Source organism: Bosea sp. Tri-49, assembly GCF_003952665.1.
In the GTDB taxonomy this organism is placed as follows: Bacteria; Pseudomonadota; Alphaproteobacteria; order Rhizobiales; family Beijerinckiaceae; genus Allobosea.
This window is the reverse complement of sequence record NZ_CP017946.1, coordinates 2,643,053-2,662,279: the sequence shown is the minus strand read 5'-3', so window position 1 is coordinate 2,662,279 and position 19,227 is coordinate 2,643,053. Positions and strand designations below refer to the sequence as shown.

Below are 19,227 nucleotides of genomic sequence, written 5' to 3'. Positions count from 1 at the left end.
TCAGGCCTCGGCTCGCGCCGACGCCTTCAGCTCGATCGTCTCGCCATCGGCCGGGATCAGCAGCCGCTCGCGGCCGATGCCGCGGGCCTCGGCCACCTCGCGCAGCGCCTGCCGGCTGACGCTGGCATGGTCGAGCGCTTCCATGTGGACGGCGACGATCACCGCCTGCGGCGCCTGCTCGGCGAGGTCCAGCGTCTGCTGCGCATCCATGACGATCAGCGTGCCGTCCCAGAGCGCGCCGCAGGAATGAGTGACGATCACGTCGGGCTCGGCCTTGGCGACGGCCTCCTGCAGCGGCGGATAAAGCACGCTGTCGCCGCACCAGTAGACCCAAGGCTCGCCCGGTGCTTCCAGGGTGAAGCCCATCACCTTGCCCATGACCTCGACGACCGGCCCGGTGCCGTGCTGGGCCGGCTGCGGCTTGACTACGATCTGGCCGATGCGGACGAAATGGTCGAGCGGCTCGACATTGCTGAAGCCGGCCGCCCGGATCGCGTCCTCATTGCCGGGCTGGCAGATCAGCGGAATGTCCTTCGGGATCCGCGCCTTGGCGACCTCGTCGAAATGGTCGGCATGTAGATGCGAGACGATGACGTGGTCGACGCCGGCGAGGATCTCCTCGATCGGCTCGGGCAGGTCGACCATCGGGTTCTGCGACTTGCCGGCGATCGAGCGGCGGCTGAGCTTTTCGCCGAAATCTGGGTCGATCAGCAGGGTCTTGCCGGCATAGCTCAGCTTGAGCAGGGCGTTGCGCAGGAGTTTGAGCTGCATGGCGGCTCCGCAGAAGGAGGGATCGGTCTGCCCGATCCTTCCCGCATGCAGCCGCCGCGACCAGTTCGAATTTGTGAAGCAAACTGCATCGCGGCGTTAGGTGCCTGCGTTTTCAGAGAGATTTTCCACTCGCAGCCCTCCGGGTGTTGATTTCGTCTCCGACAAGCTCCTGACACGACAAAATCCCTGCTGGCGAGTTGCCGAGATCGTGTCGTGCCGGATGCTGCTCAGGCGGCGAACTGGCCGTAGGGCACGGTGTTGCGGGCTGTCCTGAGGGCGCTCGCCCACCAGTGCAGCTGCCCAAGCATGGTCGCCATCGCCCGCTCGGCCCGGTCGGCATCCCGCAGGTAGCCGGCCTCGTCGAACTGGTCCCAGGCATTGGCGAAGCAAACGCCGTCGCGGATCGTCGCCGCGTGCAGCTCGGCGAAGACGAGGCGGAGTTGCTCGACGGCGCGCAGGCCGCCCGAGACGCCGCCATAGGAGACGAATGCGATCGGCTTGCCGCGCCATTGTGCGCCGGTGCCGTCGATCAGCGCCTTCAGCGGCGCCGGGAAGGAGCGGTTGTACTCAGGCGTGACCACGATGAAGGCGTCGGCCCGACCGAGCCGCTCCGTCTGCTCGGCGAGATCGTGCGCGCCGGGGTCGACGCTTTCGACCGAGAATGGGCCGTCGCCCTCGATCTGCGCGATCGTCCAGCCGGCGACCTTGTCGCAGAGGCGGCCCTGGCGCGTGCTGCCGTAGACCACGGCGATCTTGATCTGGGGAATGAGCGGGCGATGCATGAGAGGCTCCGGGGGGCTGGCGATGCAGCGGAGCGATCTCTATAAGACCTCAAGTAAGGTTAAGGTCAAGCGCCATGAAGCACCCAGCCCGCAATCTCTTCGCCGATGATCTCAGCGTCGGCCAGGTCGCGAGCCGCAGCGGGATCGCGGTCTCCGCACTCCACTTCTACGAGGCGGAAGGGTTGATCCGCAGCCGCCGCAATGCTGGCAACCAGCGCCGCTACCCGCGCGAGGTGCTGCGCCGCGTCGCCATCATCAAGGTGGCGCAACGCGCCGGCATCCCGTTGAAAACCATCCGCGAGGCCTTCAAGGCGCTGCCGCAGGAGCGCACGCCGACGGCTGAGGATTGGAGCCGGCTCTCAGCCGCCTGGAAGGAGGAGCTGGAGCGTCGCATCGACCGGCTGACGCGCCTGCGCGACCATCTCAACGACTGCATCGGCTGCGGCTGCCTCTCGGTGAAGAGCTGCCCCCTGCACAATCCCTGGGACGAACTGGGCAAGCAGGGGGCGGGGCCGCGGCTGTTGGATCCGGATTGAGGAGGATGGGAGGCGCTGCCCGTCATTGCGAGCGCAGCGAAGCAATCTAGAGGGACGTCGAGCTCTGCCGCCCCTGGATTGCTTTGTCGCTGCGCTCCTCGCAATGACAGTTAGGCCGTTATCTCACCCCGCCTTGTGCAGCTTCGCCAGCGGGAAGCGCGCGACATCGGCAAGCAGCCCGACGAAGCCTGCGGCCTGGAACTCAGCCGTCGCCTTGCCCTTCTCGGCGGTGGCGAGGCTGGCGTCACCTGCCGCACCTGACGGATGAACATCCTGCGCCATCCAGGCGAACGGATGGGCACCGGTCGGCCGCAGCAATGTGTAGCCCTCGTCCGCCATCTCGACCGTGCGCGGCACGAAGCGGCCGGCCTGGCTCATGTCGACGAGATCGGGCCGGAAGTGCAGCATCAGCGAGGTCTCGATATCGCCAGCATGGATGCCGTGCTTGGCATCCATCTCGCCATAGAGCTCCGGCGGCAGGCCGAAATTGCTCCAGGAGGTCGAGACCGCGAACATCCCCTGGCTGACGCGCAATTCGCGCGCCACCACCTTCATCGGGTCGACATTGCCGCCATGCGAGGTGACGAGCACGAGCTTGCGCAGGCCGGCGCGCTTCACGCTCTCGCCGATCTCGATCCAGCTGCGGATCGCGCTCTCCCAGGAAATGGTCAGCGTGCCCGGCGAATGCAGATGCTCGTTCGACTTGCAGATCGCCTGCGTCGGTAGCACCAGCACGTCGAGCCCGGCCGGAACCTGCGGCATCGCCAGCGCCAGCATCGCGTTCATCACGGTGGTGTCGACCGACACAGGCAGATGCGGGCCGTGCTGCTCGATCGCGGCCAGCGGCAGCACGGCGATGGTCGCCTCGGGCGAGAGTCCGGCGAAGTCGCTGCTCTTGAGATCGCCCCAGAAACGCGCACTCATTCCGTCAGTCCTTGTCGGCGGCAGGTCATAGCCGGTTGATGTCTTCGCACTCGAGGATCGGCTTGGGTGAGCCCTCGCGCGCAGCCCTCAGCATCGCCTTGCCCAGCCGTTCGGTCGAGGTGACATAGCGCGGGAAGCTCCGCTCGAGCCAGGGCAGGAGCGGTGCGGCAATGGCATAGCCTACCCGATAGAGCGTGGTGCGCGAGGTGATGCCGTGCATCGGGCGGATGCCGGCGGGCCGGAAGATGTAGACGGCCTTGAAGGGCAGGCGCAGCAGAGCGTTCTCGGTCCGACCCTTGACCCTGGCCCACATCACACGGCCGCTCTCGCTGCTGTCGGTGCCCGCTGCGGAGGTATGGATGAAAGTCATCGCCGGGTTGAGCCGGGAGAGCGTCCGGGCGGCCGCGAGCGGTATGTCGTGGGTGATCCGACTGTAATCGGCCTCGCTCATCCCGGCCGAGGCGACGCCGAGGCAGAAGAAGCAAGCGTCGAAACCGGTGAGCTCTGCTTCGATCGCCGAATAGTCGGTGAGGTCGGCATGGACGATCTCGCGCAGCTTGGCGTGGCGCTGGCCCGTCGCCGTGCGGCCGATCGTGACGACCTCCTCGATTCCGGGGTCGAGCAGGCATTCGCGCAGAACGCCTTGTCCGACCATGCCGGTCGCGCCGAAGATCAGGACTTTCATAGCGTAGAGGTTTTCAGCTGGATTCCAGATCGTGGGACGCCATCAGAGGCGGCGTTGGCTGATCACAGCATAGCCGGCAAGCCGCGCGATGGAAGCGTTGCCGCCATCTGTGTGCAGAGCGCTGATGCACATTCACATGACGGCGTCGGCCGTGGCATACAAGCTGCTTGCCGGACGCGGAAGTTACGCAACCCGGCGACAGGTCTGCGACATGATGGAGGGGGTCCTGCCATGACGATGAAATATCGCCTCGACCGGCGCGCTGCGCTCGGCCTGCTCGGTGGCTCGGCCGCCTCGGTGCTGATCCCGGTGCCAGGCGCCCGCGTCAATGCGCAGACGCTCGACAAGGTCAGCTACCAGACCAACTGGCGGGCCCAGACCGAGCATGGTGGTTTCTATCTCGCTGCCGCCAACGGCATCTACAAGAAGTACGGCCTCGACGTCGAGATCCGTCCCGGCGGTCCGCAGCAGAACCCGACCCAGCTCCTGCTCGGCGGCCGCGTCGACATGATCATGGGCAATTCGCTGGAGGCGCTGAGCTTCGCGCAGGAGAACCTGCCCTTCCTCTGCATCGCCTCGATCTTCCAGAAGGACCCGCAGGTCCTGATCTCGCACCCGGGCCAGGGCAACGACACGCTCGCCGCCCTCAAGGACAAGCCTATTCTGATCGCGGCGCAGGCCCGCGTCGGCTTCTGGCCGTTCCTGAAGCTGAAATTCGGTTATCGCGACGAGCAGATCCGGCCCTACACCTTCAACATGGCGCCGTTCCTGGCTGACAAGAAGCTGACGCAGCAGGGCTTTTTGTCCTCCGAGCCCTTTGTCATCCGCAAGGCCGGCGTCGAGCCGGTCGTCCATCTCCTCGCCGATGCCGGTTTCGAGAACTACAACACCACGATCACGATCTCCCGGAAGATGGTGCAGGAGAAGAAGGAGGTCGTGCAGCGCTTCGTCGACGCGACGGCCGAAGGCTGGGCCGAATATATGAAGGGCGGCCCCAACATCGCCGCCGCCAATGCCCGGATCCTGAAGGACAATCCCGACATGGATCAGGAGAAGATCGACTACGCCCTCAAGGTGATGAACGACAACGGCATCGTCGTCTCCGGCGACGCGCGCACCCTCGGCATCGGCGCCATGACCGATGCGCGCTGGGCGAGCTTCGCCAAGACGATGACCGAGGCCGGCGTCATCCCCGCCGGGGTCGACGTCAAGAAGGCCTACAGCCTGGAGTTCATCAACAAGGGCGTCGGCAAGCCCTGAAGAACGTTATGCTCGGGCTTGTCCCGAGCATCTCTTGCCGGAGATTCTCGGGTCTGCGCTTCCGCTCCGCCCGAGAATGACGGCCTTTCATAAAACGGATCATCAGGCCTTTGGACACAGCCTATCTGAGCACACCACATGCAGTACGTCAGACTGGCGCCGAGCCGCTGGTCTGCGTGCGAAACGTCTCCAAACAGTTCGCCAACGGCACGCTGGCTGTTCGCGACGTCAATCTCAGCCTCGATAGCGGCGAGTTCGTCAGCCTGCTCGGCCCTTCGGGCTGCGGCAAGTCGACCCTGCTGCGCATGATCGCCGGGCTGGGCAGCCCGTCCACCGGCACGATCGACTGGCCCGGCGCGGGCGAGGGCACGCAAGGGCAGGCGGAGCGCGATCTCGGCTTCGTCTTCCAGGACCCGACGCTGATGCCCTGGGCCAATGCGCTCTCCAACGTCATGCTGCCGCTCACGCTGAAGCATGTGCCCAAGCGCGACGCGCAGGATCGAGCGGCCGAGATGCTGGCGCTGGTCGGGCTCAAAGGCTTCGAGAAGTCTTATCCGCGTGAGCTCTCCGGCGGTATGAAGATGCGGGTCTCGATCGCCCGCGCTCTGGTGATGCGGCCGAAGATCCTGCTGATGGACGAGCCTTTCGCCGCGCTCGACGAGATCACCCGCCACCGCCTCAACGACGATCTCCTGAGCCTGTGGTGGCGCGAGCGTTTCACAGCCGTCTTCGTGACGCACTCGGTCTTCGAGTCGGTCTATCTCTCGCAGCGCATCGTGGTGATGGCGGCGCGGCCCGGCCGCGTCATGGCCGATCTCGATGTCTCGGCGCCCTATCCGCGTGACGAGCTGTTCCGGACCTCGGCCGAATACGCCCATCTCTGCCGGCTCGCCTCCGGCAAGCTCAAGGAGGCGATCGGCGCATGAGCTCCTCTTCCTCCGCGACCTCCGTGCCGCATGACGGCACCGATGCCGAAGCCCGCCCGCTCACTGTTACCGAACCGTCCATCCTCGGCCTGCCGGTCAGCTTCTGGCCCCGCATTCTCGCGCCGATCGCTGTCGGTCTCCTGGTGCTCGGGCTGTGGGAATTCGCCGTGCGCTGGAACGAGGTGCCGTCCTATGTGCTGCCGGGGCCGATCTTGGTCGGCCAGACGCTAATCGCCGATTGGGGCACGCTTTCGACCTCGCTCTGGGTCACCTTGCGCATCACCTTCATGGCGCTGGCGGCGGCGGTCGTCGTCGGTGTCGCGCTCGCGGTGCTGTTCACCCAATCGAAATGGCTGGAGATGGCGCTTCTGCCCTATGCGGTGATCCTGCAGGTGACGCCGATTGTCGCGATCGCGCCGCTGATCATCATTTGGGCCGGCGACATCAACCTGTCGCTGCTGATCTGCGCCTGGATCGTCGCCTTCTTCCCGATCCTGTCGAACACAATCCTCGGGCTGAACTCCGCCGACCACAACCTGATCAACTTCTTCCAGCTCCATGGCGCGACGCGCTGGCAAACGCTACGTCATCTCAAGCTACCGGCGGCGCTGCCCTACTTCCTGGCGGGCCTCAAGATTTCGGGCGGGCTCGCGCTGATTGGCGCCGTCGTCGCCGAGTTCGTGGCAGGGACGGGTGGCTCGGAATCGGGGCTGGCCTATCGCATCCTCGAGGCCGGATACCAGCTCAAGATACCGCGTGTTTTTGCGGCGCTGCTGATGATCTCGCTCTCCGGCATCGCAATCTTCCTCGCGACGAGCTGGATCTCGCATTTGCTGCTGCGGCGCTGGCACGAGAGCGCGCTGAAGCGCGAGAACTGAGCGCGGCAGAGCGGAACGGCTTTAGCCGAAGAAGCGCAGCCGATCCTCGACGGGCAATGTGCCGATCGCTCGCAGGTCGGCCTCTGAATAGCTGAGTTCGACTTGCGCGGAACTTGTCATTGGCGGATCGGCAATGGCCTGGCCAGCCGCGCCGACATCGGCGAAAGCGATATCGTCTTCGGCGGCCTGGATGCTACCGCGTCGGCGATAGGCCTGCGTCGACGGGCGCAGGCCGGTTTCGTTGAGTGGCGCGCGCTCCTGCGTGCCGGCCTCGACCACATCGATGTCGCCGGGGTCCGTCGTTCTCTTCGGAGCGGGCGGCCTGGGCATCTCGGCCGGCGCCATTGAAGGCCGAGGGGTATCGAGCAAGGTGAAATCGGTGTCGCCTGCGGTCGCGCGCAGATTCGCATCCAGCATGGCGATGGTGTCGGCGACCTTTTCGATTTGGTTGGCCCCGGCCTCGATCACTGTGGTCGCGCCATAGATCTGGGTCGCACGTTGGTCGAGCCGGTTGCAAAGCTCGGATGCCGATCCCGATTCGCGGAGCGTCCAGGCAATTTCCTGGATCGCTTCTGCCGCCTCGAGGATGCCCGACGCCGTCTCCTGTATGCGGGTCGACAGCCGCGCGGAGGTGCCGCTGACGCCGGCCCGGTCGAGATCGCCGCGAAGCTCCGCAATCGTCCGCGCCGTTTCCGAAAGGTTCGGGCCAAGCTCCACCGCGGGAACGGAGCAGAGCCGCTCGAGCCGGGCGATGGCCGAAAGCACCATCTCGGTATCAGCCTGCCGGTTTCGGCGAGCGTACTCGTTCAGGAACCAGCGGCCGCGCGACGTTTCCACCACGGCAGCGGCGATCGTGTCGTAATCGGCTGCGCTCAGCGGAGATGGCGAACGCGCGTCGCTCATGGCCAGACTGCTCTCCATGGGCTGGCCGAATCGCTTGTCGCCGACCGAAGATGCCCATCGGCAAACTTGCTGATGATTCTTTAAGAAATCGCTGCCACTGGCATGTCACCGCCTCTCCGGTCCGAGCCTTCACGTCTGCTGGCCGCGCGCCTGTCGCTCATGCACGCGTTGAACTTCCTCGGCGTCGGCTTCTATCTGCCGTTCTTCCCCGTTTGGCTCGGCTCTAAGGGTCTGAGCGATGTCGATATCGGCTATGTGCTGGCGATCCCGATCCTGGTGCGCGTCTTCGTCGCGTCGTCGGTGACCGGTCTCGGTGACAGGCCGCGCCCGAATATCTTGCTGGCCCTGCTCAACGCACTGGCCGCGATCATCTATTTCGCCCTGGCGCAGCAGGCGCAGCTCGTCCCGATCGCGGTCCTGACCGCGCTGAGCGCCATCGCTCTCTCGGGCGTGGTGCCGCTCGCCGACGTCCTGACCACCGAGCAGGTGAAAGCCGGGGCGCTGAAGGACTATGGCCGCGTCAGGCTGTGGGGCTCGGTGACTTTCGTGCTCTCGAACCTCGCCGGCGGCTATCTGATCGCATTGTATGGCGCCTGGTTGATTCCGCTCGTCCTGGCCGGCAGCAGTACGCTTGCAGCGCTCGCGGCCCTGCAAGCGCCGGCGCCGCCAGGAAGAATTTCACCCGTCGCCCGGCAAGGCGCATCTCCGGCCGGCTTCAGGCTTCCGTTCTGGCTCGCGGTCGCTGCGGCCGCTTGCGTCAACGCCACCCATGCGGCGCTCTATGCTTTCGGTTCGCTGCACTGGCGCAGCCTCGGCTTCAGCGACGAGGTGATCGGCTGGCTCTGGGCTGTCGCTGTCCTGGCCGAGATCGCGGTTTTCCTGGTCGCAGGCAGCATTGCGGCGCGCGGCCTCGTCGGCTTGCGCTGGATCGCGATCGCGGCGGTGGCGGCAGCGCTGCGCTTCGGGATGATGAGCGCCGATCCTGGCCTGGCGGTCACCTTCCTGCTGCAGATACTGCATGGCGCCACCTTCGGCTACGCTCATCTCGGCTCGCTGGCCGCGTTGTCGGCGCTCGCCCCGGAGGCGCGCCGCGCGGCGGCGCAGGGCCGTCTCGTTGCAGCCGGTGCACTCGCGATGGGGCTGACCACCATTCTGTCCGGCTATCTCTATCGTGTGTTCGGGCCCGGCGTGTTCCTCGCCATGGTGCCGGTCGCGCTGTGCGGCCTGGCGCTGGCGGCGCTTGCCATCCTCCGGGCGCGCAGCGATACAGGCTATGGGGGCCGAATCTGAATGCGGGAGTGGGCTAACCGTCATGGCTGTCGTCGACGACGCTGAGCCGCAGGCGGTCTATCGCGACGATGGTGGCGTCCTCGTGGTGTCGCTGGCCGGGCGCTGGAGCGCCGGGCGGGCGCCGCGTCTCGAGGCCCTGACCAGCGAGCTGACGGAGCGCATCAGCAACGTGCGCAGCGCACGGCTCGACCTGTCGGCGGTCGAACGCCTGGATACGCTCGGCGCCTATCTGCTCGGCCAGGTGAAGCAGGCGGGTGAGGCGAAGGGCGCTTCGGTCGAGCTGACCAGCCGCCGTCCGGAGCACGGCGTGCTGCTCGCGGAGGTCGAGCGCGACGTCACCGATTACCAGCCGCCGGTTCGCCCGATCGGGCTCGTCACCATCCTTATCGACATCGGCCAGGGCGTCGTCCGCTTCGGTCGCGATCTTGCCGGTGGCGCGATCTTTCTCGGCGAGGTGATGGCAGGTTGCGTCGGCGCCCTGTTGGGGCCGCGGCGCTTCCGCGGGCCCTCGCTGGTCAACCAGGTCGAGCTGATCGCCTTCAACGGCGCGCCGATCATTATCCTGATCTCGTTCCTGGTCGGCTGCATCGTCGCGCAGCAGGGCATCTTCCAGCTCCAGCGCTTCGGCGCGACCGCCTTTGTCGTCAACCTGACCGGCATCCTGGTCTTGCGTGAGCTCTCGGTGCTGCTGACCTCGATCATGGTGGCGGGTCGCTCAGGCTCCGCCTTCACCGCCGAGATCGGCTCGATGAAGATGCGCGAGGAGATCGATGCGCTCCGGGTGATGGGGCTCGACCCGATCGAGGTGCTGATCGTACCGCGCATCCTGGCACTGATCATCGCGCTGCCGATCCTGACCTTCATCTCGGCCATGGCAGGCCTCGTGGGGGCCGGGCTGGTGAGCTGGCTCTATGGCGGCATCGGCCTCGATACCTATCTCGATCGCTTGAAGTCCGTGATCACCTGGCAGCATTTCGCGGTCGGCCTCATCAAGGCCCCTTTCATGGCCTTTGTCATTGGCTTGATCGCCTCGATCGAAGGCTTGGCGGTCAAGGGCTCGGCCGAATCGCTTGGCCATCAGGTGACGGCGTCGGTGGTGAAGGCGATCTTCATGGTCATCGTGGTCGACGGGCTGTTCGCCATGTTCTTCGCCTCGATTCGGATGTGAGGGGGCGTCCGGTGCTCGACAAACCCTCTCAAACCGGCCCGCGCGGACCGCAGGATGCGGCCAGGCAGGAGCCCGAGGCGGTGATTCGCGTCCGTGATCTCAAGGTCGCCTTCGGCGACAAGGTGATCATGGACGGGCTCGATCTCGACGTGATGCGCGGTGAGATTCTCGGCTTCGTCGGCGGTTCCGGCCAGGGCAAATCGGTGTTGACCCGCACGATCCTCGGTCTGGTGCGCAAGCAGCGCGGCTCGATCGAGGTCTTCGGCGAGAACGTCGACAAGCTCGATCCGCGTGGCCGGCGCCGGCTCGAACGACGCTTCGGCGTGATGTTCCAGCAGGGCGCGTTGTTCTCGGCGCTCACCGTCAAGCAGAACATCCAGGTGCCGATGCGCGAATATCTCCAGCTTTCGCCGGGTCTGCTCGAAGATCTTGCCATGCTCAAGGTCGAGATGGTGGGGCTGAAGCCCGATGCGGCCGACAAGACGCCCTCGGAACTCTCCGGCGGCATGATCAAGCGCGCCGCGCTCGCCCGCGCGCTGGCGCTCGATCCCGAGATCGTCTTCCTCGACGAGCCGACTTCGGGCCTCGACCCGATCGGCGCCGCCGAATTCGACGAACTGATCATGACGCTCAAGCAGACTTTGGGGCTGACGGTGTTCATGGTAACCCATGACCTCGATAGTCTATATGTAGCCTGCGACCGGATTGCTGCATTGGCGGACAAGCGTGTCATCGCGGTCGGTCCGCTCGCCACGATGCTGGCGTCCGATCATCCCTGGCTCAAAGCGTATTTCGGTGGGGAGCGGGCACGCGCCCGGTTGCCCGCGGATCAAACGAGGACCTGACCGCCCGCGATGGAATCCCGTGCGAATTACGCCCTGGTCGGCCTCTTCACCCTCGCGGTGATCGCGGCGATGTTCGGCTTCGTCTACTGGTTCGGCAGCGGTGGCGGCGGCCGCAAGCAGGACGTTCGCGTCATCTTCACTGGCACCGTCACCGGGCTTGGGCGTGGATCGAGCGTGCTTTTCAATGGTTTGCGCGTCGGTGAGGTCAAGCAGATCGGCCTGCAGCCTGACGACCCACGCCGCATCTTCGGCGTGATCGAGGTCGAGAACACAACGCCGCTGAGGGTCGATACGCGCGCCCGCATCGAGGCGCAGGGGCTCGCCGGCGTCGTTGCCCTGCAGCTGATCGGTGGCGAGCCCGATGCTGCGATACTGCAGGCAAAGCCCGGCGAGCCGCTGCCGACCATCATCGCCGAACGCTCCGAGCTGCAGGACATCATCGAGACAGTCCGCAATGTCGCGAAGAAGGCCGATGACGTGCTCGGCAATCTCGACGGGCTGATCAAGGAGAACTCCGCTTCGATCAGCAACACCGTGCGCAATGTCGAGAAGTTCTCCAAGGCTCTGGGCGACAATTCCGGCAGCATCGACAAGCTGATGGCCAGCTTCGGCCAGATCGCCGACACGATCGCGCCGTTGTCGCAGAAGCTCGGCACCCTCAGCGAAGAGCTGACCTTGGTGGTTCGCTCGATCGATCAGAAGAAGATCACCGGCATCGTCGACAATATCGACAAGTTCACCGCGGCGCTGGGCGGCTCCAGCAGTGATGTGTCGAAGGCGGTCAGCGACGTCGCCTCGATCACCGACAAGCTCAACCGCGCCGCCGATCAGGTCGAGGGCGTGCTCAAGGCAGCGCAGTCATTCCTCAACACGCAGGACGGGCAGGGCGCCTTCGCCGAGGTCGCCAGCGCGGCGAAATCGATCCGGGCCCTGGCCGATAATCTCGATAAGCGCACCGCCGAGATCACCACCGGTATCAACCGTTTCACTGGTCCGGGCCTGCGCGATCTCGAAACGCTGGCTTCCGACGGCAAGCGTACCCTCGGCGATCTCAACCGCGTCCTGCGTAATGTCGAGCGTAATCCCCAGCAGTTCATCTTCGGCGGCCGGCCGCCGCTTCCCCAATATGGCGGATCGCGCTAGCTCGATATGACCATGCTGACCTCGCCTTCGCTGCTTCGTGGTCGTTTGCGCGCCCTGTCCCTGGCGGTTGCAGGTGCATTGCTGCTGGCCGGCTGCGGCGGCGGCGCGGCGCCGACCACCTACGATCTCTCCGCGCCGCGCGATTTCGGGCGCATCGGCGGTGGCGGTGGGGTGCTGATCGTCGCGCAGCCGACGACGGTGCAGGCACTCGATTCGGACCGTCTGATCGTGAAGGATTCGAGCGGTGCACTCTCGTTCCTCGGCGGGGCGCAATGGGCCGACCGGGTGCCCAATCTGGTGCAGACCCGTCTGATCCAGACCTTCGAGAACGGCAGCCGCATTGCCGCTGTCGGCCGGCCGGGCGAACGCATCGTGCCCGACCTCCAGCTCAACACCGATATCCGTGCCTTCAACATCGACGCCGCCAGCGGTCAGGCCGTGGTCGAGATCACCGCCAAGCTGATCGGCGATCGCACCGGCAAGGTCCAGCGCGCCCGTGTCTTTTCCGCCCGTGTGCCGGCCAGCGCCGTCGACGGGGCAGGGGCGGCGCAGGCCCTTGACCAGGCGCTGTCCCAGGTACTGATCCAAATCGTCCGCTGGGCGCGGTGACAGAACAAGCTTGGGCGGTGACGCGGCGAGGGTAATCGCACATATAGCCTGCGCCAAAAGAAAAGGCCGCCCGGAGGGCGGCCTTTTCGTATCCGGCTTGGCCGGTTGGTTCTTCTACTCGAACCGCCCGCTGGCATGGGCCAGCATGGTGTAGACCTTGCCGGTTTCCGAGGTCAGGTAGGTCTTCGCTACCATTGAGTCGCGGTCGTCCTTGGCGGCTTCGCCGAGTAGGCGCTCGAATTCCTCGATATAGCGGTCGACCGTCTCCTTGAACTCGGCGTCGCGGCGGTATTTGCGCCGGATCTCGTCGAAGGTCTGCTGGCCCTGCAGGGTGTAGAGCCGGCGGGTGAAGACGTTGCGCTCGCCGCGCTTGTAGCGCTCCCAGAGCTCGACGGCCGCGTCATGGTCGATCATCCGGGCGATGTCGACCGAGAGTGAGTCGAGCTTCTCGATGCTGTGCGCCGTCGGCTTGGAGGCCTCGGGCGCCCGGTCGTCGCGCGAGGCGCGGCTCAGGAGGTCCGAGAGCCAGCCCGACTTTGCCGGAGCAGGCTCGGCCGCGGGCCGGCGCACTGGCTCGGCGCGCTGAGCCTCGGGCCGCACGGGCTCGGGGGCAGGGCGCGCCTGAACCTGCACTTGCGGCTCGGCCCTCGCCGGTTCCGGCGTCGGGTCGATCGAGGCACGCAGCGGCTCGGTCAGCACCGGCGTGCTCTGCACGGCGACCGACGCGCTGGCTACGGGCATTGGCTGCTGATAGGCGACTGCCCGCCGCTCGCCCTGCGGGCGTGCAACGTCGCTGCTGCGGCCGGAGCGCGAGACGATCTCGGTCAGCTCGTTGAGCGCCTTGATCTGGTCGGCGACGACGCGGCGCATGGCGGCAGTCGATTCCTGCGTCTCGCGCGGCAGTTCGAGCACGCCCTTCTTGAGCTCGGTGCGGGTTGTCTCGAGCTCGCGATGGATCTCCGCTGACATCGACCGCATGTCCTCGGCGGCGCTCTGGAAGCGCTCCGTGACCTTGGCGAACTCGCCGGAGACCTCGTTCACCACCTCTTCATAAGCCGCCCGCAGCGCCAGTGCCGTCGCCTCGCGCTCGCGGCCGCTGGCGGCGCGGATCGAGTCGAATTGCTGGGCAATGGCGTTGTTGGTCGACTCGGCCGCGTCGCCGAGCACGGTGCTGAGCTGGCGGGTGCGCGTCTCGGCGTTGCTGAGCGAATCGTCGAGCGCCGACGAGAAGGAGCGGGTGATCTGCTCGATGTCGTCGGTGCGCGTCGAGATCAGCCCGTGCAGGTGCTCCAGCGCCTCCTTGCGGTCGGCGAGGACATTGCCGACGCGGGCCTCGACCTGCTCCAGCCGCTGCGCGACGGCGTTGAGCGCCGCGGCATTGGCCTGCGAGGTCTCGGTCATCGTCGAGCCTTGCTCGTCGATCCGGGAGATCAGCGCCACGGTGTCGCGCAGCGTGCCTTCCGAGTAGCCCTTCAGCGTCGCGATCTGGCTCGCGACCTGCTCCGAGGTGCGGTTGGTCTCCTGCACCACCGTCGAGAGCACGGTCTGTAGCTCCTCGACGCGGCCCGACAGGCTGCCTTCGACCGCCGCGAGGTTCTTGTTCGCGCCGGTGACGATCTGCTGCATCAGCTTGTTGGCCTCGCCGAGGCGGCCCAGCATGCTGCCGAGCTCGCTGCGCAATTGCTCGTTGGTCTTAAGCAGCGCCTCGACCGACTGGTTGGTCCCGCTCTCGATCGTCTCGCGCAGCGCGCCCGAGGCGAGATCGAGCGCCTGGCTCATCTCGGTGCCGCGCTCGCGCAGGCTGGCGACCACGGAGCCGCCACGGTTTTCGATGTTTTTGACCAGGGCCTCGCCGATGCTGGCGAACTGGCCGGCGAGAGCAGCGCCCTTCTGACCGAGCGCGTCGATCACGCCGTTGCCGCGTTCGTCGAACAGCGCACGGATTTCCTCGGTCCGTGCGGTCAGCGAGGAGTTCATTCCTTCCGACTGTTCCGCCAGGGTCCGGGTCAGATGCCGGCTCTGCTGGTCCAGCACATTCAGGATGTCGCCTCCGCGCTCATCGAACAGGGCGCGCAGCTCCTCCGTCCGTCCGGAGAGGGCGGTGGCGATGCCGTCCGACCGCTCCTGCAGGATCTGGGCGATCTGGCTGCCGCGGTGGCCGAGCGCGTTGAGGATGCCGCCACCGCGCTCGTCGAAGACGGCGCGCAGCTCGTCGGAGCGCTCGGACAGCGCGGCGGCGATGCCGTCGGACTTCTCCTGCAGCGTCCGGACGATCTGGTTGCCCTGCTGGTCGAGCAGGTTGACCAAGCCGGAACCCTTGTCCTCGAACAGGGCGCGCAGCTCTTCCGTCCGGGCGCTGAGCGAGCCGGCAATCGATTCCGAGGTGCCTTGCAGCGTCTGGACGATCTGGTTGCCGCGCTCGTCGAGCAGGGTGATCAGGCTGGCGCCCTTGCCCTCGAACAGGGCTCGCAGCTCCTCGGTACGGTCGCCGAGCGAGCCGGCGATCGAATCTGCGGTCCCCTGCAGCGTCTGGGCGATCTGGGTACCACGTGAGTCGAGCGTGCCGGAGACCGTATCGAGCCGGTTGACGACGCGCTCTTCGAACCGCGCCACGCTCTGGTCGAGCGTATCGGCGATCTGCAAAGCGCGTCCGCCGAGCGTCGCGTTGATGCTGTCGGCCTTGTCGGCGAGCGTTTGTGTCAGCGCCTCGCTCTTCGTGGTGACGATCTCGCCGATCTCATCGGCCTTGGCGGTGAGCGCGCGGGTGACTTCGCGCCCGCCCTCGGCCATGACGCGGGCGATATCGACCGTACGTTCGACCAGCGCCTCGTTGAGCGCGTTGGCGCGGGAGCCGAGATTGCCGTCGATGCGGGCGATGAGCCCGTCGAGTGAGGTCGCGATCTCGGCGCTCTTGGCGCTGGAGCGGTCCTCGAAGATCTTGATCTGGGTCTCCATGGTGGCGGCCGCTTCCTGCGTGCGTGCCGTCATGATCTCGGCTGCATGCTGCGAGCGCTCGCCGATCCGCTCGGCCAGCGCCTGCCCTTCCTCGCCGAGCAATTTCTCGACCTGAGTCAGGCGCAAGGTCACCGAGTCGGTGAAGGAGCGGGCGTCGTTGCCGAGCTTGGCAGCGAGCGTGCCGCCGCGGGTGACGATGATCTCCTCGAAGGCGCCGAGGCGGGCGCCGATGGTGGCCTCGATCTCGCGGCCCTGAACGTCGAAGAGGCGGTTCAGCGAGTCATGCTTGCTGGCGAGCGACTCGTTGAGCGCCTGCGAGCGCGCATCGACCGAGCGCAGCAGCGACTCGGCGTTGGCGGCGAGCGCCTGGTTGACGCGGCCGCCCTGCTGGGTGAGCGCGATCACCACGTCCTTGCCGGTCGCGGCGAGCAGGCTGCTGGCACGCTCCGCCTCGGTCGTGAAGGTGCCGCGCAGCGCGGTCGCTGCCTCGGTGACGCGGTCGGCGATCTCGCGGCCGTCGACATTGATCGCGTCGGACAGGGCCTTGGTGGCCTCGTCGAGACGGCTGGCCAGCGTCTGGCTCTGCTCGCCGATGAGCCCGTGGACCTCGCGGCCGGTCGCGGTGAGGCCGGCGACGATCGCGTCGCGCTGGGTGCCGAGCAGGGCGCCGACCTCGTCTCCCGCCTGACCGAGGCGGGCGATGAAGCCAGTGTGCTGGTTGTCGATGACGGATTTCGCCGTCTCGCTCGCAGCCAGGATCTTGGCGGCGAGCGCCTCGCCGGTTTCGTCGAGCCGCTGATGTGCGGTTCCACTCGCTTCCGCCAGCCGGTCGATCAGCGCGTTGCCGCGCTCGGCCAGCAGGCCGTGCACGGAGCGGCCGACATCGGCGACGCGGGTGACCAGCGCCTGGCTCTGGCCGGAGAGCAGCTCCTGCATGTCCTGGCCGGTCGCAATGACGCGGCCGCTGAGCGCTTCGCCTTCGTTGATGAGAAGGTTGCGCACGCTGGCGCCGGCATCGGTGAGCTGCGTCACCAGCGTCTCGCGCTGGCTGCCGATCGCGGTGTGGACCTCGGTGCCGACATCCGACAGGCGCGCGACCAGGCTGTCGCCGCGCTCGCCGATCGTGGCGTGGACCTCGCGCGCCACTTCCGACAGCCGGGCGATGAGCCCGTCGCCACGCTCGCCGATCGCAGCCTCGACGTCGCGGCCGGCATGGGCCACGCGGGCGACAATGCCCTCGGCGCGGTCGCCGAGCGTCCGGTGAATCTCCTCGGTGCTGTCGGACAGCCTGGCGACGAGGCTGTCGCCGCGCTCGCCGATCACATTTTCGACGATGCGGCCGGCATCGGACACGCGCGCAACAATGCTGTCGGCGCGTTCGCCGATCGCGTGCTCGACACCCTGGCCGATCTCGGCCATGCGCAGCACCAGCCCATCGCCGCGCTCGCTAATCGCTTCCTGCAGACGCTGACCAGTTTCGGAGAGACGGCCGACCAGATGGTCGCCTTGCTCGCCGATCGTGCTGCGCACCTCGTGGCCGACGTCGGAAAGGCGGGTGACGAGGCTGCTCGCCTCCTCGGAGAACAGGCTGTGCACGGTCGCGCCGACGGCGGAGATCCGCGCGGTCAGTTCCTCGCCGCGCTCGCCGATCAGGCTGTGAAGGCCTTTGCTGGCCTCGTCGAAGCGCAGGACGATCGAGTCGGTCTTTTCGCTCAGCAAGGTGTCGACGGTCTGGACCGTGCCGGAGAGCTTCTCGACCAGTGTCTCGCCCTGGCTGGCGATCAGGCCATGAACGGTGTCGCCGGCTTCCTGGATGCGGCTGACGACGAGCTCGTTCTGCTTGCCGAGCAGCATGTGCACGCCGCGGCCGACTTCGGCGAGACGGGTGGTGACGCTCTCGCCCTCGCTGCTGATCGTGTTGCGCAGCGTCTCGCCGGTTTCGGTGAGGCGGCGGCTCAGGCTGCCGCTCTGCTCGTCGAACAACTCGACGAGGGTGCGCCCGCTCTGCTCGAAGCGCTCCGCGACGGTGGCGCCGCGCTGCGAGATTTCCTGGGCGAGCGTGTCGCCGGTGACGCGCAGCGTATCGTTGACGGTCTCGGCGCGGCTCGCCAGCGACTCGACGACCTGGGCGCCGGTCTCGCTGATGGCGCGGGTGACGTCGCGGGCGCCGGCGGTCAGGCCCTCGGTGAGCACGGCGCCGGTGCGCTCCAGCGAGCCCGCAATCTCCTGGGCGCGGTTGTCGAGCAAGGCGGTTACCGACTGGCTCGCATTCGTCATGCGCTCGCTGACATCATGCGAAGTCGATTGCAGGCGCTCGACCAGATCGCTGCCGCGGCCGCTGATCTCGTCGACCATGCGCTCGCCGGCATGGCCGAGCGCGAGCGTGATCTGGTCGCCCTTGTCGGTCAGGCGCGAGGTGACGCGCTCGCCCGCCTCGGCGACCGCGTCGGCGATCGAGCGGCTGGCGGTTTCGAGATCCTTGCTGATGCTCTCATGGGCGCCGCTGATCGCGAATTTAACGCGCTCGGCATTGCCGACGACGGATTCACGCTGGTTCACCAGTTCGTCGATCAGCGAGCGCAGCCTGATCTCGTTGTCGGCATAGGCCCGCTCGAGCGTGGCGATCTCGCCGCGCACGATGGTTTCGAGTTCGCCGGCGCGCGCCACCGCGCGCTCGATGCCGTCGCCCATGGCGGCGACCTCGCGGCGGATGGTCTGGCTGAGCGACAGGACGGAATCCGTCGCAACGACCTCGGGCTCGGCCAGGCGCAGCGCGACCTCGGTCATCGCGCGCGAGACCAGCCGCATCTCCTGGGTCCGGCGATAGAGCGCCGCCAGCACGAAGAAGAAGACGACGGGCGTGCCGGCACCGAAGGCGAGCAAGGCCCATTGCCCGGGCCCCCAGGCGGCCATGCCGGCCGGCAGGCCCTCGGTGAACGAGCCATAGCGGCTGACGAGCGTGAAACCGACGCCGCCGAGCCAGGCGAGAGTGGCCAGGACCGCGAGCCAATAGGGCCGGCCGGAGGGACGGACGGCGAAGGCCTGGACGAGCGAAGAGGAATCCCGGCGGTCATCATTGGCGACGCGGCTGGTGTCGGGCGCGATGGCGGGGCGGGGCGGAGCGACCGGCGCTTCTGGTACGGCTTCGGCGGCCGCTGGCGCTACGGGGGCGCTTTCGACACGCGGCAGATCGATCTTGAGCTCGTTCTCGCCCGTCGCCGGCATCCTCGGCTCGGCGGAGGTTGGCCCCTCGGTCTTCGACGGGTCGAGCCTCAGCGCCTCCTCGATCGCCGACATCGCCGCTTCGGTCGGATCCTGGAGCTTGTTCTGCCGGGTCATGAATGCCGCCTCGCTACGCTACTTGCGACGGGCGGTGATGTCCGCCGCAGATCGGGAACCGGCAGCCTCCAGCCGGATCCGTCAAGCGACACGACGCCCATCGTTTACTGTATCGAAGGGTAGTTGAGGCAAGCAGGGATTGAAACCCGTTTGACCGTCTGATTCACAAACGTCGTTAACGCCTCATTCACCATAAAGGCGCTTCATCAGAGG

Annotated in this window: 15 protein-coding genes; 9 read left to right on the top strand and 6 right to left on the bottom strand. The window is 66.8% G+C overall.

From position 1 onward, the window contains the following. On the bottom strand, positions 1–771 hold the full coding sequence (locus BLM15_RS13090) for an MBL fold metallo-hydrolase (protein ID WP_126113166.1): 771 nt from the start codon (positions 769–771) through the stop codon (positions 1–3). A gap of 227 nt (positions 772–998) precedes the next feature. Then, complete coding sequence (locus BLM15_RS13085) at positions 999–1,553, bottom strand: NADPH-dependent FMN reductase (RefSeq protein ID WP_126113165.1); 555 nt, start codon at positions 1,551–1,553, stop codon at positions 999–1,001. 74 nt (positions 1,554–1,627) lie between these two features. Here BLM15_RS13085 and soxR point away from each other — a divergent pair, with 74 nt between their 5' ends. Next, positions 1,628–2,089, top strand: coding sequence for a redox-sensitive transcriptional activator SoxR (gene soxR, locus BLM15_RS13080; RefSeq protein WP_126113164.1), 462 nt, complete (start codon positions 1,628–1,630; stop codon positions 2,087–2,089). A gap of 123 nt (positions 2,090–2,212) precedes the next feature. Here soxR and BLM15_RS13075 read toward each other — a convergent pair whose 3' ends face one another. Together BLM15_RS13075 and BLM15_RS13070 are read right to left on the bottom strand one after the other, a co-directional pair. Next, positions 2,213–3,013, bottom strand: a complete 801-nt coding sequence (locus BLM15_RS13075) for a creatininase family protein (protein WP_126113163.1) — start codon at positions 3,011–3,013, stop codon at positions 2,213–2,215. Positions 3,014–3,038: 25 nt separating this feature from the next. Beyond that, the gene (locus BLM15_RS13070; RefSeq protein ID WP_126113162.1) at positions 3,039–3,698 is read right to left on the bottom strand and encodes an NAD-dependent epimerase/dehydratase family protein; all 660 of its coding nucleotides are present in this window, start codon (positions 3,696–3,698) and stop codon (positions 3,039–3,041) included. 231 nt (positions 3,699–3,929) lie between these two features. On the opposite strand from BLM15_RS13070, the gene BLM15_RS13065 reads away from it, so the two are divergent. The 3 genes from BLM15_RS13065 to BLM15_RS13055 all read left to right on the top strand — a co-directional run bounded on the left by BLM15_RS13065 (position 3,930) and on the right by BLM15_RS13055 (position 6,762). Then, on the top strand, positions 3,930–4,958 hold the full coding sequence (locus BLM15_RS13065; protein WP_126113161.1) for an ABC transporter substrate-binding protein: 1,029 nt from the start codon (positions 3,930–3,932) through the stop codon (positions 4,956–4,958). Positions 4,959–5,068: 110 nt separating this feature from the next. After that, entirely contained in the window at positions 5,069–5,884 is an 816-nt protein-coding gene (locus tag BLM15_RS13060) for an ABC transporter ATP-binding protein (RefSeq protein ID WP_236846654.1), read from the top strand. Next, complete coding sequence (locus BLM15_RS13055; RefSeq protein ID WP_126113160.1) at positions 5,881–6,762, top strand: ABC transporter permease; 882 nt, start codon at positions 5,881–5,883, stop codon at positions 6,760–6,762. The genes BLM15_RS13060 and BLM15_RS13055 overlap by 4 nt, the downstream gene beginning before the upstream one ends. Positions 6,763–6,783: 21 nt before the next feature. Here BLM15_RS13055 and BLM15_RS13050 read toward each other — a convergent pair whose 3' ends face one another. Next, complete coding sequence (locus tag BLM15_RS13050; RefSeq protein ID WP_126113159.1) at positions 6,784–7,665, bottom strand: hypothetical protein; 882 nt, start codon at positions 7,663–7,665, stop codon at positions 6,784–6,786. Between the two features lie 102 nt (positions 7,666–7,767). On the opposite strand from BLM15_RS13050, the gene BLM15_RS13045 reads away from it, so the two are divergent. From BLM15_RS13045 to BLM15_RS13025, 5 genes are all read left to right on the top strand, one after another. Further along, a complete protein-coding gene (locus BLM15_RS13045) occupies positions 7,768–8,955 on the top strand; it encodes an MFS transporter (protein ID WP_126113158.1) in 1,188 nt (395 codons plus the stop codon). Positions 8,956–8,977: 22 nt separating this feature from the next. Continuing rightward, positions 8,978–10,123: an MlaE family lipid ABC transporter permease subunit gene (locus tag BLM15_RS13040; RefSeq protein WP_126113157.1), complete on the top strand. Its 1,146-nt coding sequence runs from the start codon at positions 8,978–8,980 to the stop codon at positions 10,121–10,123. Between the two features lie 128 nt (positions 10,124–10,251). After that, the gene (locus BLM15_RS13035; RefSeq protein WP_206438667.1) at positions 10,252–10,968 is read left to right on the top strand and encodes an ABC transporter ATP-binding protein; all 717 of its coding nucleotides are present in this window, start codon (positions 10,252–10,254) and stop codon (positions 10,966–10,968) included. 9 nt (positions 10,969–10,977) lie between these two features. Then, on the top strand, positions 10,978–12,111 hold the full coding sequence (locus tag BLM15_RS13030) for an MlaD family protein (RefSeq protein WP_126113155.1): 1,134 nt from the start codon (positions 10,978–10,980) through the stop codon (positions 12,109–12,111). A 12-nt stretch (positions 12,112–12,123) separates the two neighbouring features. Continuing rightward, positions 12,124–12,720 carry an ABC-type transport auxiliary lipoprotein family protein gene (locus tag BLM15_RS13025; RefSeq protein WP_126113154.1) on the top strand — a complete coding sequence of 199 codons (597 nt, stop codon included), beginning with the start codon at positions 12,124–12,126 and terminating at the stop codon, positions 12,718–12,720. 114 nt (positions 12,721–12,834) lie between these two features. Here BLM15_RS13025 and BLM15_RS13020 read toward each other — a convergent pair whose 3' ends face one another. Then, positions 12,835–19,014 carry an apolipoprotein A-IV repeat region-like domain-containing protein gene (locus BLM15_RS13020; protein ID WP_126113153.1) on the bottom strand — a complete coding sequence of 2,060 codons (6,180 nt, stop codon included), beginning with the start codon at positions 19,012–19,014 and terminating at the stop codon, positions 12,835–12,837. Positions 19,015–19,227 lie beyond the last annotated feature (213 nt).

Bases quoted from the DNA above. Each gene is read 5' to 3' on its own strand.
- BLM15_RS13090 (WP_126113166.1), bottom strand. From the start codon at position 771: ATGCAGCTCAAACTCCTGCGCAACGCCCTGCTCAAGCTGAGCTATGCC.
- BLM15_RS13085 (WP_126113165.1), bottom strand. From the start codon at position 1,553: ATGCATCGCCCGCTCATTCCCCAGATCAAGATCGCCGTGGTCTACGGC.
- soxR (WP_126113164.1), top strand. From the start codon at position 1,628: ATGAAGCACCCAGCCCGCAATCTCTTCGCCGATGATCTCAGCGTCGGC.
- BLM15_RS13075 (WP_126113163.1), bottom strand. From the start codon at position 3,013: ATGAGTGCGCGTTTCTGGGGCGATCTCAAGAGCAGCGACTTCGCCGGA.
- BLM15_RS13070 (WP_126113162.1), bottom strand. From the start codon at position 3,698: ATGAAAGTCCTGATCTTCGGCGCGACCGGCATGGTCGGACAAGGCGTT.
- BLM15_RS13065 (WP_126113161.1), top strand. From the start codon at position 3,930: ATGACGATGAAATATCGCCTCGACCGGCGCGCTGCGCTCGGCCTGCTC.
- BLM15_RS13055 (WP_126113160.1), top strand. From the start codon at position 5,881: ATGAGCTCCTCTTCCTCCGCGACCTCCGTGCCGCATGACGGCACCGAT.
- BLM15_RS13050 (WP_126113159.1), bottom strand. From the start codon at position 7,665: ATGAGCGACGCGCGTTCGCCATCTCCGCTGAGCGCAGCCGATTACGAC.
- BLM15_RS13045 (WP_126113158.1), top strand. From the start codon at position 7,768: ATGTCACCGCCTCTCCGGTCCGAGCCTTCACGTCTGCTGGCCGCGCGC.
- BLM15_RS13040 (WP_126113157.1), top strand. From the start codon at position 8,978: ATGGCTGTCGTCGACGACGCTGAGCCGCAGGCGGTCTATCGCGACGAT.
- BLM15_RS13035 (WP_206438667.1), top strand. From the start codon at position 10,252: ATGGACGGGCTCGATCTCGACGTGATGCGCGGTGAGATTCTCGGCTTC.
- BLM15_RS13030 (WP_126113155.1), top strand. From the start codon at position 10,978: ATGGAATCCCGTGCGAATTACGCCCTGGTCGGCCTCTTCACCCTCGCG.
- BLM15_RS13025 (WP_126113154.1), top strand. From the start codon at position 12,124: ATGCTGACCTCGCCTTCGCTGCTTCGTGGTCGTTTGCGCGCCCTGTCC.
- BLM15_RS13020 (WP_126113153.1), bottom strand. From the start codon at position 19,014: ATGACCCGGCAGAACAAGCTCCAGGATCCGACCGAAGCGGCGATGTCG.